Source organism: Leptolyngbya sp. BL0902, from assembly GCF_016403105.1.
GTDB lineage: Bacteria > Cyanobacteriota > Cyanobacteriia > Phormidesmidales > Phormidesmidaceae > Nodosilinea.
In genome coordinates, this window is sequence record NZ_CP046155.1 from 4,126,505 (window position 1) to 4,140,124 (window position 13,620).

The following is a 13,620-nucleotide window of genomic DNA, read 5'->3' on the forward strand; positions in this document are numbered from 1 at the left end:
TCTACTGCATAGAGAAAAACCACTTTTGAAACAAGAGTTGTACCTATGTTACGTAATGTTAACGTGACCTCCAAAGGGCGTCAATCTATCCGGCGGGTGATGTCTCCACCCCCATGACGACGGCTCAGAGCTAGCCCATGGTGCGAGGCAGCAGGCAATCCTTGGTCTGCACCCCATTTCCAGGGCAATCGCTATAGACTGCAAGGGTGTTACTGCGAGTGTGTTATGGGGTCTTCCTTTGCAACGGAGGCGGGTCGTGTCCAGATTTTGTCAGCCCTAGAGCGATTGGTGGCAGTGGTGGCCGATCTGCGCCATCCCGAAACGGGCTGTCCGTGGGATTTGGAGCAAACCGCCGAAAGCCTGATTCCCTATGTGATTGAAGAAGCCTATGAGGTGGTGGACGCCATCCACAGCGGCGATTCTGTGGCGATTGCGGAGGAATTGGGCGATCTGTTGTTGCAGGTTGTCCTACAGGCCCAGGTGGCGAGTGATGCCGGGAATTTTGACTTGGCGACGGTGGCGAACGGCATTGCCGATAAGCTAATTCGCCGTCATCCCCATGTGTTTGGCGACGTGACCGTGGCCGATACGGACGAAGTGCATCGCACCTGGGATCGGATCAAGGCCGAGGAGAAGGGCGTCCCCCATGAGCCAGATCGACTGTCGCCCAAACTGGTCAAATATAACCGCACCCTGCCGCCGCTGATGGCCGCTAGTAAAATTTCCGCCAAAGCGGCCAAGGCCGGGCTTGAGTGGGACGATGTGGAGGGCGTGTGGGCCAAGTTCCACGAGGAACTGGAGGAATTTCATCAGGCCGTGGCCCACGAACCGAAGGAAAACCAGGAGGCTGAACTAGGGGACTTGCTCTTTACCCTGGTCAACATCGCCCGCTGGCATGGGTTGGATCCCTCGGCAGCGCTGCACGGCACCAACCAACGGTTTATTCGCCGTTTTGCCATGGTGGAAGCGGCTGCGAAGAGACCCCTAGTAGATTGCTCCCTGGAGGAAATAGAAGCGTTTTGGCAACAGGCCAAGGCTAAGCTTGCGAAGGAATCAAACCAGTAACTTGGCCTTGGCCCCATCACCGCTTGACGCTGCCGACGGACGATCTCAGGCTGACTAGGGCAATGGCACAAAGTCAAACCCAGTGCCAGAGCGGGTGCCGGGTTGCACTTGGACGAGTAGCACCGTGGTGTTGCGGTCGCCGGAGGGTAGGAAACTCACGGCCCCGGTAGACCCCGTAGCTGAGAACCCTTGGCCACCTAGGGCGGTAGCCAGGGCCGTGCGTCCGGTTGCGCCGCTGCCCGGAGCCACGTTGCCCACGGTGCGGGCCGCTTTTAGGGCTTGGAAGGCGTCATAGCTGAGGGCGGTGCGCCAGTTGACATCGCCGCCCCACAGGCTGGAGGCATTTTGGGCGAAGGGGGGCGTAGATCGCAGGGGGTGCCAGGGCACGGTAAGGATGGCACCGTTTAGGCTGTTGCCGCCTTTTTCCAGGGTTTCAATGCGGTAGAAGGCGTCTCCGGCAAAGACGGGGAGCTGGCCTTGGTTGGCTTGGGCCACGGCAATGGCGGCATCAAAGGTAGCGGAATCGGGCATCAGCACCACCGCATCGGCCCCGCTGCCCTGGAGGGACGCCGATGGGTTGCCCTGGGACAAATCCACCAGGCTGGCCACCTGTCCGCCTTCTAGGCCGAGGGTCGTGGAAAAGGCCGTTTGCAACGACTGGCTGTAGGAGCTTTGGGAGTTGTAGAAGACGATGGGGCGGCTTTTCCCGGTGGAGAGCATATGACGGGCCAGGGTGGTGCCCGTAAATTGGTCGCTGGGGATGACCCGGAAGAGCATATTGCTGCCCTGGCGGGTGAGGGTTGTGAGTTCTGTGGTGGTGCTGGTGGGGGCAATCATCGGCAGTTGCCCCTGCTGATAAATGGGCGCAGCGGCCAGGGTGGCGGTGCTGGTGCCGTGGCCTACTACGGCAACGATGTCGGCATTTTGCACCAGGGCATTGGCAATGGCAGCGGCCTGGTTGGGGTCGTTGCGGTCGTCGGCAATCATCACTTTGATCGGCACCCCCGCCTGGATCGATTCATCCTGGGCCTGGGCCACGCCGCGCAGCAGTTCGCGGGCGGCGTTAGGGGTGTCGTTGGCGGGCACCACCACAGCAATGCCGAGGGCTGTGGTGGTGCCCAGTTTGGCGTTGTTGAGGTAAATCAGGGGTTCCGGGTCGTTCCGCAGGGCTTGGCGAGCGGCCTGAAAGCGGGTGACGGCGGTCGCGAAGTCCCCAGCGGCAAAGGCGGCAACCCCAGCCTGGAGGTCGGCGTTGGTGTTGTCGGCAAAGATAACCTTGTCGCCCCAACTAAGGGCACTAGCGGCGTTCCCTGGTTGTGCGGGGGGAGTGGGCGTGGTGGGATTCGTTGGTGTGGTGGGTGGCGTTGTCGCCGTGCCGCCACCAGGAACAACCACTTGGCCCGGTGGGGTTTGGGCCTGGGGCTTAACAAAGGCGTTGTAGCCCAGCACCCCCAGCCCTGCCAAACCGCCCAAAAAGGCCAGTGCCCCCGCTCCGACCAAAATCGGCGCAAGGGATCCACCCTTTTTCAGGGCTTGACCGCAGATTTCACACTTCTTGGCGGTGTTGGAGTTTTGTTCGTAACCGCACTTGGGGCAGGTGACGTGGTTAAAACTGTCTGTCATGGCAGGAGGATGGGGTGCAAGGGTTTGAGGGGGCAGCGGCGAGTCTAAAACCCGCCGCCAGCCCTTAGGGGAGTTTTCCCCGAATATAAACCCTGTCTCTCGTTTTGACGGAAAACTTAATCTCTGGTCAACGGACGATCAGAGCCTTAGATTTCCGCGACGGCGCGTTCAATCAGGCGGCGGGCTAGGGTTTGCACGCCCGTGTGCTCGTAGTATTTCACTGAGACATCCAGGAACGCCCCCAGGTAGTCCAGCTTGGTTTTGGATCCTTCAATGAAGCCCCCTAGGTTATCGAGCAGACGGCTTTGGGTAATACCCTTATCCGCCACAAATCGATCCATCCATCCCTGGGTTGATTCAAAGCTTTCGGTGATGAAGGCGAGTTTACCCTTGCTGTCTTTGCCGGGAATTTCGTTTTTGATGCCTTTAAAGGTGGGGTTGTCGTCAATGTCCGATGGCCCCATGCCCTTGATGGCGTTGAGGGCCTTGAGGGAAAAGTCTGGCCCTAGGGGGATGATGCCATCGAAGCACACCAGCGCCGCCATCCGAATCAGGGACTCGCCGCCATAGTCGCCTAGGGCGGTGAGAAAGTCGCCCAGGCTGTCGCCGGGGATGCCGCTAATTTTGCAAAAGGCCACCACTTCCGTGACCAGCTTCACCGCCAGGTCAATGGTTTGGGCCTTTTCGGGCTTGGGGGTCATGCCCTTGAGGAACCCTAGAAACGTGTCTTGGCCCAGACGGTTGGCCATCGCTGCCGCCCCCAGCAAGCCAGAGGCCGAATCCACGGTTTCGTAGAGCCAGAGGGCGGTTTGGTAGCCTTCCCGCTTGTCGTTAAACAGCGTGATGGCCCGCTCTCCGATGGCCTGAATCATGGCCTCATCGGTTTCGCCCGTTACAGTGCGGATGGTGTTGTCAAACCCCACCAGGTTGTTCCACTGACCGGGGGCAAAGGTGTCTAGGGTTTTTAGAGCGCGGACGGTCAGACCTCCCGTGGGTAGGTCGTCAACGATTTTTTGGATTTTTTTACTCACAATTCTCTCCTGAAAAAAGTATCGGTTAGGGGGCGATGGCCCGAATCATCAGGACAACGTTTACTTAGACAATCAGAACTCAGGCTAGGACGCCGGAACGGGGACAAGTTCAGGGCTACGGGCAGCGGGGGGCAGCAGGGGCGAGGTGGGCGTTGCCGGAGCCGCCGGAGCCTTCGCCGCCTTGGTGGAGGGTTTGATGGCACTCTTCAACTGGGCCAGCCCTTGCAGGTCAAACCTTTGCAGCCACTCCACCCGATTGGCCTCGGTAAAGGCAGCATCCCGCGACAGCACCTTCACCTGGTAGCGCCCATTGACGAGGAGCCCGGTGCCCGTGCTGCCCTGGTTCATGGCAGGAAAGCCCGCAACAGTGTCCGTGGCATCGTTATATTTCTCGGCGGCGGCGGGCAGGCTGATGGTGTCGCTAATGCTTAACATCGCCAGGGTTTGATCCCCCCGTTGCAGTTTGTATTCCGCAAACCCTTTCTTCTCTTGGTAGGGAATCACCTGATAATCCCCCTGGCTATTGGGGAAAAATTGGTTAAAGGTGCTGCCCTGTTCTGCTCCGCGATCCACCGCCGAGGGCGCACCAAATCCGGTGGTATCTTGCTGCACTTGGTCATAGCGAGAGGGGGCCGAAGCACAGGCATTGACCATCAGCAAAAGGCCGAGCGCCAATGGGATCAATCCCTTGAGCCAGCGAGTTTGACGCATAACTTTCTCCTTGTTAGGGGCAAACAAAGTTTTGGAGCAAAGCCAGGAATCCCGATGGAATCGGCTGGCCATCTCCTGACCATGCCATGGAACGATAAGGCTGAGATAAGCTGTAAAACACTTGTTAACAAACTGCCGTCCATCTAGCCCCTCAAGACAAAAAAATCCCCTGATCACCATGGGGCTATCAAGGGAAACTGAACTGGAGATAAAACTTATGGGGTGCTGTGAGGGCGGACATCAGGCGACATCCGCCACCGAAGAACGGCCTACCAGCCCTGCTCGGCTTGGCTCAGCACATAGGCCGCAACATCGGCAATATCCTCATCGGTGAGGCGACCCTTGAAGGCGGGCATCGCCGCTTTGCCGTTGGTGACTTGGCGCGTAATGGCTTCCACCGAGGCCATGTCGTACTGATCCAAGTCGGCCTGCTTCAGGGTTTTGGCCCCGTTCACCACATTGCCACCCCCAATGTGACAGGCCACGCAGTTGGCTGAAAACACCTGCTGGCCATGGCCCAAATCTGCCGCTAGGGCGGGGGCCACCCACACTACTAGAGCCAATAGGGCAAAAGCTAAGGTTAAAACCGTCCGTCGCATGACTGTTGTTACCCACAAAAAACTGCGCTGTGGGCATTATGAAGATGACTCCAGCCCGGATCAAACGACACACCGTCAACTATTACGAACGGTTACAGGGCGAAAACAGCCTTGGCCATCCGCCTCATTCTGGCTCCCCTCTCCTTGCGGGAGAAGGGTTGGGGTGAGGGCGGCTCACATTCGCTAGACTGTTATCACCCGTTAGGGCAGAATCCTGATATCCTCCGCACCCAATCTCTTCACCCAAAACACCATGGCTCCTCTGCCCCACCATCGTCCCCGTCAGCTTGCCCTTGGCCCCCTAGAGCAAGAAATTCTCGCGATTCTCTGGCAGCGAGAAGCGGCCACGGTGAAGGATATTTTAGACACCATTTTGGCCGACCCCGACCGGGATCTCAGTCAGGCCACGGTGACGACGATCTTGCAGCGCCTCGCCGCCAAGGGCTGGGTACGGCGAGAACCCGTGGTGGAATCGGGCCTAGGCAAGGGGCGCAAGGGCTATGTGTGGCATCCCCAGGTGAGCCAGCAGGAGGCCACCATGCTGCAATCCCATCGCCAGCTTGAGGAATTTTTGGCCATTAGCAACCCCGATCTGGTGGCCGCCTTTGCCGATAGCCTGGATGCCAGCGCCCTAGATCGGCTCGATGCCATTGCCCGTCGTTTGCGAACCCTGCGCGATACCCAGGAGGAAGCCTAGCCATGCACCTTGGTGTCTTGTTGTTGGCGATGATCCTCGCGGTGGGGTGGCGGTGGCGATGGCAACCCACGGCGGAAGCTTGGTCGCAGCGGTGGTGGCGGGCGATCTTGGCTCTCTGTGGCCCGCTTGTGGTGTTAGGAACATCGGCCTGGGCGGTGCTGTGGATGGGGCACCACGGCACCATGCTGGGCTGGGCGGTTGGGCCACTGGGCTGTCGCATTAGCCAGGTGGGGCTGGGCTTGGGAGCGGCGGGAATGCTGTGGAGCCTCATTCAGGCCGGGTGGACAACCTGGCACTGGCGGCGCTATGCCCTGGTGCCGCTTCCCCAAGGAATGTCGGCGCGTCTGGTAGAAACGGCGGTGCCCCTCGCGGCCCAGGTGGGGTTTTGGCAATCTCGCCTTGTCGTGAGCCGGGGCTGGCTGGACGCCCTATCCCCCGAAGAACAGGGGATGATTTTGGCCCACGAACAGGCCCACGCCCACCACCGCGATCCCCTCGTCTTTTGGCTGTTGGGGCTGGTGAGACGGCTCACGATTTGGCTACCCAACACCCAGGCCCTTTGGCAAGAACTGCTGCTGCTGCGAGAAATTCGGGCGGATCGGTGGGCGGTTCAACAGGCCCATCCCTTGGCAGTGGCGGAACTGCTCGTCAAACTCTCTCGCCCTACGTGTTTAGACGAGGGCATCCCCACCCCCGCCCTGATTGGCTTTAGCGCCGCCGAGGATCTGGATCGCCTAGAGCAACGGGTCAACGCTCTGCTAGATCCCATCCCCGCCGGAGAGCCGATTTCCCTCACCCTGATCCTTTGGGGACTGGCCTCGGCCCTGCTGCCGCTGCTGGCCGTAACCCTGCACCACTAGGCGACGGTTCCTAATCCACCAAGCTCCACCAGCCGAGGCTAGGGCCGATGAACCGCAGGGTAATCCAAAAGGCGATGACGACAATAATCATGGCCCAGGTGCCCCGGCTCGTCCATTTCATGAAGTCCTGAGATTGCTGTTTGGTGATGGGCAACCAGGGCAAAATCGGCTCCGCTTGGCCATACTTTTCGCCCAGTTGTTCGCGACGACGTTTCGACTCTCCCATTAGCGTTCTCCTTATCTCAATAGCCGAGTGCTGCCTGGATCATACCAACTGGACGGCGATGGAGCGGATCTCGCAGGTTGGGGTCGGTGAACTAGCCTCAGTTCGGGATAACCTCAGTAGCCCTCACCCTAAATCCCTCTCCCATAGGGAGAGGGACTTTGAACCTTTCTAGCTCCCCTCTCCCCATGGGAGAGGGGCTGGGGGTGAGGGCCAACAATGCGGCTTGAGGCAGATATCTTCACGCTTGCAGCCCTTGCTTAACCCGAACTGAGGTTGAACTAGCGAGGGGAGGGGGAGGAGTTGGGGCTTAGATCCCAATCGGGGCGCAGGGAGCGGGTTGTCGCTGAGGGGCTGAGGGCCTCCAGAATTTGCTGGCCGTAGCTGCGGTAGTGGACGCGGGTATCCAGCAGCGCTACGAGTCCCTGATTGGCCCGCAAAGGCGCAATGGCCCGCTGAATTTCGGCCATGGCGGTGGGAAACAGGTACAGCCGAAACCAATCCTGGCGGCGACGTTTGTGGAAAGCCACCCTGCCCGCCACCAGGGGATGCTCTAGGGAGGGCAGGGGCAGCGTGGCCATAATCAGCAGGGCGGGGGCGGGCAAACGGTGGCGATGCTGGTGCCAAAACTCCCAACCGCTGACGAGGATGCTATTTTCCGTGATATCCAGACTTTCTACCTGCACCCGTGAGCCAAATTCTCCGGCCAGCGCCGCCGCCAATTGGCCCTTGAGGGGCAGGTCATTCACCAAAATCAACGCAGGGCCAGGACGATTGGCGCAAACCAGCAACCGCCGAATTTCTTGATGCACCCGACCCTGAAACTGCGGCGTATTGGGCAGGGGCAAATGATCCGGCAGGTAGAGATTCACCACGTCATTGTGGCGGTCGGGGGCAAACTTGAGGCAGGTCAAGTCTTCTAGGCCAAACCGCTGACAAAAAATGTCCGCCTTAGCATCGTGATCCAACGACGCCCCAATCAACACCACGGGCTGCGGTTCCCAGAGCTTTTCGCGATGCACCGCCAAATCCACCGGGGTGCAGTGCAGCGTAATGTGGCCCGATTGACGGTCGGTGACAAACCAGCGCAGATGATCGGCCTCGGCAAAGGACGGCCAAAACCGCTGCCAGGATGGGGGCATGGCTTCGGCCCGTCCGTCGGTGGTGAGCACCTGGTAGAGGCGGTGCAGGCGGTCACGGTCGCTCTCTTCTAATAGATGACAGTGGTAGGGGTTGGGCGGATGCTGAAAGGCCGCAAAGGTCAGCGCCACGCGGGTATCGCGGATCAAATCCCGGTGCTGGGGATAGGCCAGCCCTAGGGCTTCCCAATCGGCATGGGTAAGCGTCGCGGTGAGCAACGTTCCCAGCCAGGTTTCTAGATGATCCACATCATCAATTAACGTCGGAATGCTGATGGGAAACTGGTTGGCCTCGCCCAAGCGGTCGGCCAGCCACGCCTCCGGGCTGGTAATCAACACCCCGGTAAAGTCCGATTCGGGCCAACGGTCGCCCACCTGTACGGGTTTCGTCAGGCCCAAACGCTCCTGGAGCCGGGGCAGATCCCCCAATAACAGCCGTTGTCGCGTCTCATCGGGCACCACCAACACCGCTGGCCCCGGCCACAGCAGCAACGCCACCAGATAGCTCAGCCGATAATCCCCCTGGTAGGCCGACAAGCCCCCCACCTGCAACAGCGCACTGCGCCCCAGCCGCAAGGCCCGCGCCACCAACCGCGCCAGGGTCAGATGATGGGGCCAGCTCGAATCGCCGCAGTCCCGCAGAAACTCGCGCAGTTGTTGATGGACTTGGGCTTCAATCACCATAATCCGCCACCACGGCAGAAAAACGACAACGGGACGAGGGTAAGCCTCCATTGTTGCACACCTGTTTTGGCACCGAGTCGCCAGAGATACGGGGGCCATCTGCAAGCCAGCGTAAACTTGGGGCATCCAAAGCCTCCGTTAGAATAGGACTATTCACTTCGCCCCCACCGACGACCACCGACGAGAACTAGCCTTTACCTTGGCCCAGCTTGAGGAGTATCAGCAAGTGTTGGATCGGGAAGCGGTGGAAGCAGTAGATCTAGTTGGTTAGAGAGAGCAGACATCCTTAATTTTCGTAACTCTCCTTAGCTTCAATCGAAGAGTTTGCTAGAACAGTATGGGCACTAGCTGCTGAATTACCGTAGCTAAGTGTTGCCATCTCTCAACCATCTAGGAGTACACCCATGGGATACATATCGCTCAATCTAGATGAGTTGAGAGAACAAAATGCCAATCGCTCACCTAAGCAACCCTTTCAACATCAAATTGAATCCTTTGCAGCGTTAAATAAAACGTTTCGGTCTAATTTAGGTAAGACGGGTAGTGGAATCTTAGCTTTGCCGACCGGAGCCGGGAAAACCTTCACATCTGTGAAGTGGCTAATGGATTATGTGATTGCCAAAAATATAAGAATCCTCTGGCTAGCTCCTTCCTTTTATCTGTTAGATCAAGCCTTTGCGGAATTCTGCCATAACGCACACGGAATCAGCGCATCGAGGCATCATCTCAATATTAGGCGTGTCTCTAGCAGCCCCCATCACGCCCAGGCATCATCGATTGAGTTGACCGATGACGTCATTATCATGACCATTCCAACGGCTATCAGCAATCTCAATACTAATTCTCTCGATGGCCGTGGAAAAACTCGCAAAACTGCCTTCAGAGAATATGTAGAACATTATCAAGACTCAGAATTCTTTGTGGTCATTGATGAAGCCCATCACTCGCCAGCCTATGGGTGTCGAAATTTATTGATTGGCGACGAAGAAATCAAGCCCGGACTCCGTAGACTCCTCCCAAAGTCGCAATTTTTGGGGCTAACAGCTACTCCTACTCATAACAACCAGTATATTCGGGGTTGGCTGTGGGAGATTTTCAAAGATAAAGTGATCTACGAAGCCGAAAAAGCTACGTTGATTACTCAGGGCATCTTAGCCAGACCTAACTATATAGAGGTTCCTACAGGGAAGAAGGTAGGTGTTGACGATAATCTATACTCACGCCTAACAAAACAACATAAGGATTTGCCAGAGTCGATTATTGAAATCTTGGCTAGAGACCAAGATCGGAATAACTTGATTGTCAACGCCTATGTGAAGAACAAAGAAAAATATGGAAAAACCATCATTTTTGCTGACCGATGGTTTCAGTGCGTATATTTGAAGGAAAAGCTACAAGAAAAAGGCATTCAAGCGGATGCTATTTATTCCCATATTGATGCTGATCCTGATGCTGGTGTCGGCTCTAATCAACGCGATGCCAACAAAAATCAGATAATTCTACAACGCTTCAAGACTGGAAAAGATGAGCATGGCAATGATGCCCCACTAGATGTTTTGATTAACGTCAGAATGCTAACTGAAGGGGCAGACGTGCCCTCGGTACGGACGGTATTTTTGACCCGACAAACCACCAGCACTATTTTAATGGCTCAAATGATAGGTCGAGCCTTGAGAGGAGAGAAGGCCGGGGGTGAAAGTGAAGCCAATATTGTGCTGTTCTTTGATGAATGGGAACGATTGATCGATTGGGCTGTTCCAGACGGAGGTGATAAGGTTGAAGGTAAACCTTCAGTCAAAGGCTACTTCCCTCTCGAATATATTTCCATTCGATTAGTAGAAGAAATTACAAAGCATATCGAAAATCCTGGTGATCCCTTACCCCCATTTTCTACGATCTTTCCTGTAGGTTGGTATCAAACGGAAGTCGTCTATGCCAATACAGACGGACAAGATGATTCGATGGAAGGCTTTTCTGAGTTTGTTATGGCCTATGAGCATAATAAAGAAAAGTTTGACGCTTTCATGAATTTTATTGTTAATAATGAAAATCTTGATGACGAGTGGGCAAGAGAAGATCTAGTTAACGACTGGGGACAACACCAAATTGAGAAATGGGCTAAACAGTATTTTGATTTGGAATCAGACAACTTTGGCAACAAGCTTTATGCAGATCTAACTCGTCTTGTCCGACATATTGCTCAAAATCAAGAAAAGCCCTCCTACTATTCTTTTGATGATCGAGGGCGATATAACTTAGACAAACTGGCACGGAACTGGCTTAGCTTGACACCTTATGAATTGAGGCAAGAACTTCACAAAAGGTTCTCAGATGACGGACTCCTGTGGAAAGCTTTTTACAAAACCTATCATCGACTTGAAACAGCAGCTTATCTGTCAATCAGTCGAGTTCTGGATGGAGAGATGCCCCCGACACCCCTGACTTCACCCGTTGATGTAGAAGATACAGAAAAATTTGACGTATATCAAAGGCAACAAATCATAGAAAGGGATGGTTGTCAGTGCCTCTGTTGTGGTATCAGGAATCCAAAAATCTTACAGGTTGACCATATCATGCCTCGCAAGTATGGTGGTAAAACTGTTATTGAAAATGGGCAAATGCTATGTCGTACTTGTAATAGTATGAAATATAAAGGCACTGATGAGATTAACTTTAGAGAGGTAGGTTCTCCACTAGAAATATCGAAGGGTCAATCCAAACTAAAAGCTCTCCTAGATACTCCAAATCAGGATGATGACTCTATTCGTAGTCTGACTAGGGCTATCAATATCTTTTACCACTGTCGAGCAGTAAAGGTAATTGACTGCGATTTCGACAATAGGAAGAGTCCTCACTACTACAAGTGGACTATTCACCTCCATGAAGGCAACGATCCTGACTGGTTATCAGACTGCAAAGACATCTTGATGGCTGGCATTCACCAAAAACTCGGCTGTGCCTATCTGCAAGGTATTCAGATCTTTGGATCTAAGTAAGCTAGGAATCACATGACCCAACAAGATAAACTCCTAGCCAAGATTCTTAGAGGGACATCGGATGCTAATATTTCCTTCGATGCACTGTGCCAACTTCTTCAATCCTTAGGCTTTGAACAGCGCATACGAGGAAGTCACCACATTTTCTCTAAGGATGGCATAGAGGAAATTATTAACATTCAGCCAAAACAGGGGAAAGCAAAAGCTTACCAAGTGAAGCAAATAAGAAGCATGATCGTGAAATATAAGTTGGGCAATTAGTATGACCTTTAAGTACGAACTCATTATCTATTGGAGTGAAGAGGATCAGTCCTTTATTGTGGAAGTGCCTGAACTGTCAGGTTGTGCAGCGGATGGAGAAACCTATCAAGCAGCAGTGGCTAATGCCGAGGTTGTCATTCAAGAATGGATTGAAATTGCCCAAGAATTAGGTCGGCCAATCCCGACGCCTAAAGGCCGTCTTCTATTTGCTTAGCCCGTAGGTGCATTCGCAGCACCACCATCTTTTGTTCCTGCGACATACCCTTTCTTTGCTGTAGTGCATCTCCATCTCGGCTACCCCAACCCTCAGTACGGGGACAAAAGTTGAAGCGCCTGGTCGAACTCGGCAGATCGTAGGGCCAGATCGCAGCAGGTACGGCGAAGAAAGTCGCAGCCATAGCGGAAGAGCTCCTTGGCCCTGCGGCCATGGGATTAGATGGCAATGGGGTGATGCTGATGGTGCCAGAGTCCGGTGAGCATGGCCCAATAGAAGCCCAAGGAAAGGAGATCAACGAGTTTACTCAGACGCTTGCCATGGCAGACAGAAATTGCGTCAGACGTTTGTAACTCGACTCCGGTTTGGCCTGATTCGCAAACACCGAGGACAGTTTGTCCAAGTTCACCGTCTCGACCCGGAACAAGGCCACCAGAAACAGCGCTAGAAAGGTCAATCGAGCACCGGGCCACGGCAGATGAGCACGCAGGGCCGCTTGAAGTCGGTTAATCTGAGTTATGGGGAGGGTCAGGCTAAGGTTGTGGTAATCCCTAGCTCACCTCCCTATTCCTGATTCTGTCAACCCCAGACGGGACAAGGTTTCAGCCCTCTTATCTCCTGTTTTGTCCCTGTACCGTGACCCCAACCCCATCCACCGAGGTTTTCTTTATGGATGAAGTTGGTGCATTGCTGCGCGAATGCACCCTACGGTTCTGGATGGTACGCAGCAAAATTTCGCGGCACTCATCTCGAATCAGCTGAAACTCGCGATTATTACACCGCACCGTAACGTGGTAACAAAATCTCGCCTTGAAGATACGTTTAGGTCTAGTCATACTATGCAGAATCAGAAACCCGGTTGCTTCAAGAAACTGGGTTTCTACATCCCACCCTAGCCACCAATAATCAGATTTAGCGTTGCCACTACTTGATCCACCACCACAGCGGGCAAACATTCCTTGGTGCTACGCCACCAGCGCTGACTGAGATCGAGGGTGCGTACTTGTTCAGCAATCACCGAACCCCTCACCCGAAACCCATCAGGAATGGGAATAAGCGTTTTAACATCGGGCCGTACCGTGCTGGTAATGGGCGACACCACCACGAGCCCACCCCTGGCCGCATTAAACGCCGCTTGGCTCAACACCAGGCAAGGGCGAGCCTCCCCCATTTGTTCTCTCCCTTGGGTTGGGTTCAGATTTACGCGAATCACCTCACCTCGATGCAGTGCGCTCACGGTCTTCTCTGTTACAGCCATTCTTGCCCCTGAGGATGGCTTTGCACAAAATCAGCGACATCTTCGGGGTAGGTAAAATCATCAGGGATGCTGGCTAATAATTCCTCTAGGGAAGTTACAGCGGCCTTTTTGCGAATCATCAGCGCCCCATCCTGCTCTAACAGTTCCACCGTCGAATTTTCATCCCAACCGAAGCTCTCCGCTAATTGATAGGGAATGCGTAGACCCAAACTATTGCCCCATTTTTTCAGTTGAACATCCATAATTCTGGCCAGAATTA

The 13,620-nt window shown here is 54.9% G+C and carries 14 protein-coding genes and 1 pseudogene; 6 read left to right on the top strand and 9 right to left on the bottom strand.

Features of this window, described 5'->3' with window-relative positions:
* The first annotated feature begins 225 nt into the window (after nucleotides 1–225).
* Complete coding sequence (mazG, locus tag GFS31_RS18255; RefSeq protein WP_198806152.1) at nucleotides 226–1,065, top strand: nucleoside triphosphate pyrophosphohydrolase; 840 nt, start codon at nucleotides 226–228, stop codon at nucleotides 1,063–1,065.
* A gap of 54 nt (nucleotides 1,066–1,119) precedes the next feature.
* Here mazG and GFS31_RS18260 read toward each other — a convergent pair whose 3' ends face one another.
* The 4 genes from GFS31_RS18260 to petJ all read right to left on the bottom strand — a co-directional run bounded on the left by GFS31_RS18260 (nucleotide 1,120) and on the right by petJ (nucleotide 5,029).
* Nucleotides 1,120–2,688 carry an ABC transporter substrate-binding protein gene (locus GFS31_RS18260; protein WP_198806153.1) on the bottom strand — a complete coding sequence of 523 codons (1,569 nt, stop codon included), beginning with the start codon at nucleotides 2,686–2,688 and terminating at the stop codon, nucleotides 1,120–1,122.
* Nucleotides 2,689–2,834: 146 nt separating this feature from the next.
* Nucleotides 2,835–3,719, bottom strand: coding sequence for a hypothetical protein (locus GFS31_RS18265; RefSeq protein WP_198806154.1), 885 nt, complete (start codon nucleotides 3,717–3,719; stop codon nucleotides 2,835–2,837).
* 84 nt (nucleotides 3,720–3,803) lie between these two features.
* The gene (locus tag GFS31_RS18270; RefSeq protein WP_198806155.1) at nucleotides 3,804–4,430 is read right to left on the bottom strand and encodes a hypothetical protein; all 627 of its coding nucleotides are present in this window, start codon (nucleotides 4,428–4,430) and stop codon (nucleotides 3,804–3,806) included.
* Between the two features lie 269 nt (nucleotides 4,431–4,699).
* Nucleotides 4,700–5,029, bottom strand: coding sequence for a cytochrome c6 PetJ (petJ, locus tag GFS31_RS18275; protein WP_198806156.1), 330 nt, complete (start codon nucleotides 5,027–5,029; stop codon nucleotides 4,700–4,702).
* 253 nt (nucleotides 5,030–5,282) lie between these two features.
* On the opposite strand from petJ, the gene GFS31_RS18280 reads away from it, so the two are divergent.
* On the top strand, nucleotides 5,283–5,726 hold the full coding sequence (locus GFS31_RS18280; RefSeq protein ID WP_198806157.1) for a BlaI/MecI/CopY family transcriptional regulator: 444 nt from the start codon (nucleotides 5,283–5,285) through the stop codon (nucleotides 5,724–5,726).
* A gap of 2 nt (nucleotides 5,727–5,728) precedes the next feature.
* Nucleotides 5,729–6,586, top strand: a complete 858-nt coding sequence (locus GFS31_RS18285) for a M56 family metallopeptidase (protein WP_198806158.1) — start codon at nucleotides 5,729–5,731, stop codon at nucleotides 6,584–6,586.
* Between the two features lie 10 nt (nucleotides 6,587–6,596).
* Here GFS31_RS18285 and GFS31_RS18290 read toward each other — a convergent pair whose 3' ends face one another.
* Both GFS31_RS18290 and GFS31_RS18295 read right to left on the bottom strand, forming a co-directional pair.
* Complete coding sequence (locus GFS31_RS18290; RefSeq protein WP_198806159.1) at nucleotides 6,597–6,812, bottom strand: DUF2839 domain-containing protein; 216 nt, start codon at nucleotides 6,810–6,812, stop codon at nucleotides 6,597–6,599.
* 278 nt (nucleotides 6,813–7,090) lie between these two features.
* Nucleotides 7,091–8,683 (bottom strand): ATP-dependent DNA helicase, encoded by a 1,593-nt coding sequence (locus GFS31_RS18295; protein WP_225907496.1) that lies wholly within the window; start codon nucleotides 8,681–8,683, stop codon nucleotides 7,091–7,093.
* Between the two features lie 353 nt (nucleotides 8,684–9,036).
* On the opposite strand from GFS31_RS18295, the gene GFS31_RS18300 reads away from it, so the two are divergent.
* The 3 genes from GFS31_RS18300 to GFS31_RS18310 are packed head-to-tail and all read left to right on the top strand — an operon-like array spanning nucleotide 9,037 to nucleotide 12,103.
* Entirely contained in the window at nucleotides 9,037–11,628 is a 2,592-nt protein-coding gene (locus GFS31_RS18300; protein WP_198806160.1) for a DEAD/DEAH box helicase family protein, read from the top strand.
* 12 nt (nucleotides 11,629–11,640) lie between these two features.
* On the top strand, nucleotides 11,641–11,889 hold the full coding sequence (locus tag GFS31_RS18305; RefSeq protein WP_198806161.1) for a type II toxin-antitoxin system HicA family toxin: 249 nt from the start codon (nucleotides 11,641–11,643) through the stop codon (nucleotides 11,887–11,889).
* 1 nt (nucleotide 11,890) lies between these two features.
* Complete coding sequence (locus tag GFS31_RS18310) at nucleotides 11,891–12,103, top strand: type II toxin-antitoxin system HicB family antitoxin (RefSeq protein ID WP_198806162.1); 213 nt, start codon at nucleotides 11,891–11,893, stop codon at nucleotides 12,101–12,103.
* Nucleotides 12,104–12,195: 92 nt separating this feature from the next.
* Here the strand turns inward: GFS31_RS18310 and GFS31_RS21135 are convergent.
* The 3 genes and pseudogenes from GFS31_RS21135 to GFS31_RS18320 all read right to left on the bottom strand — a co-directional run.
* Nucleotides 12,196–12,420: pseudogene (locus GFS31_RS21135) on the bottom strand (IS4 family transposase); the annotation flags it as partial.
* 575 nt (nucleotides 12,421–12,995) lie between these two features.
* Nucleotides 12,996–13,361 (bottom strand): type II toxin-antitoxin system PemK/MazF family toxin, encoded by a 366-nt coding sequence (locus GFS31_RS18315; RefSeq protein ID WP_198806163.1) that lies wholly within the window; start codon nucleotides 13,359–13,361, stop codon nucleotides 12,996–12,998.
* Nucleotides 13,352–13,603, bottom strand: a complete 252-nt coding sequence (locus GFS31_RS18320; protein ID WP_198806164.1) for an AbrB/MazE/SpoVT family DNA-binding domain-containing protein — start codon at nucleotides 13,601–13,603, stop codon at nucleotides 13,352–13,354. Before GFS31_RS18320 ends, GFS31_RS18315 begins: the two co-directional genes overlap by 10 nt.
* Nucleotides 13,604–13,620 lie beyond the last annotated feature (17 nt).

What these genes read in the sequence shown, in the direction of transcription:
- GFS31_RS18310 (WP_198806162.1), top strand. Translation starts at nt 11,891, where the DNA reads ATGACCTTTAAGTACGAACTCATTATCTATTGGAGTGAAGAGGATCAG.
- GFS31_RS18295 (WP_225907496.1), bottom strand. Translation starts at nt 8,683, where the DNA reads ATGGAGGCTTACCCTCGTCCCGTTGTCGTTTTTCTGCCGTGGTGGCGG.
- mazG (WP_198806152.1), top strand. Translation starts at nt 226, where the DNA reads ATGGGGTCTTCCTTTGCAACGGAGGCGGGTCGTGTCCAGATTTTGTCA.
- GFS31_RS18270 (WP_198806155.1), bottom strand. Translation starts at nt 4,430, where the DNA reads ATGCGTCAAACTCGCTGGCTCAAGGGATTGATCCCATTGGCGCTCGGC.
- GFS31_RS18285 (WP_198806158.1), top strand. Translation starts at nt 5,729, where the DNA reads ATGCACCTTGGTGTCTTGTTGTTGGCGATGATCCTCGCGGTGGGGTGG.
- GFS31_RS18260 (WP_198806153.1), bottom strand. Translation starts at nt 2,688, where the DNA reads ATGACAGACAGTTTTAACCACGTCACCTGCCCCAAGTGCGGTTACGAA.
- GFS31_RS18300 (WP_198806160.1), top strand. Translation starts at nt 9,037, where the DNA reads ATGGGATACATATCGCTCAATCTAGATGAGTTGAGAGAACAAAATGCC.
- GFS31_RS18315 (WP_198806163.1), bottom strand. Translation starts at nt 13,361, where the DNA reads ATGGCTGTAACAGAGAAGACCGTGAGCGCACTGCATCGAGGTGAGGTG.
- GFS31_RS18290 (WP_198806159.1), bottom strand. Translation starts at nt 6,812, where the DNA reads ATGGGAGAGTCGAAACGTCGTCGCGAACAACTGGGCGAAAAGTATGGC.
- petJ (WP_198806156.1), bottom strand. Translation starts at nt 5,029, where the DNA reads ATGCGACGGACGGTTTTAACCTTAGCTTTTGCCCTATTGGCTCTAGTA.
- GFS31_RS18305 (WP_198806161.1), top strand. Translation starts at nt 11,641, where the DNA reads ATGACCCAACAAGATAAACTCCTAGCCAAGATTCTTAGAGGGACATCG.
- GFS31_RS18280 (WP_198806157.1), top strand. Translation starts at nt 5,283, where the DNA reads ATGGCTCCTCTGCCCCACCATCGTCCCCGTCAGCTTGCCCTTGGCCCC.
- GFS31_RS18320 (WP_198806164.1), bottom strand. Translation starts at nt 13,603, where the DNA reads ATGGATGTTCAACTGAAAAAATGGGGCAATAGTTTGGGTCTACGCATT.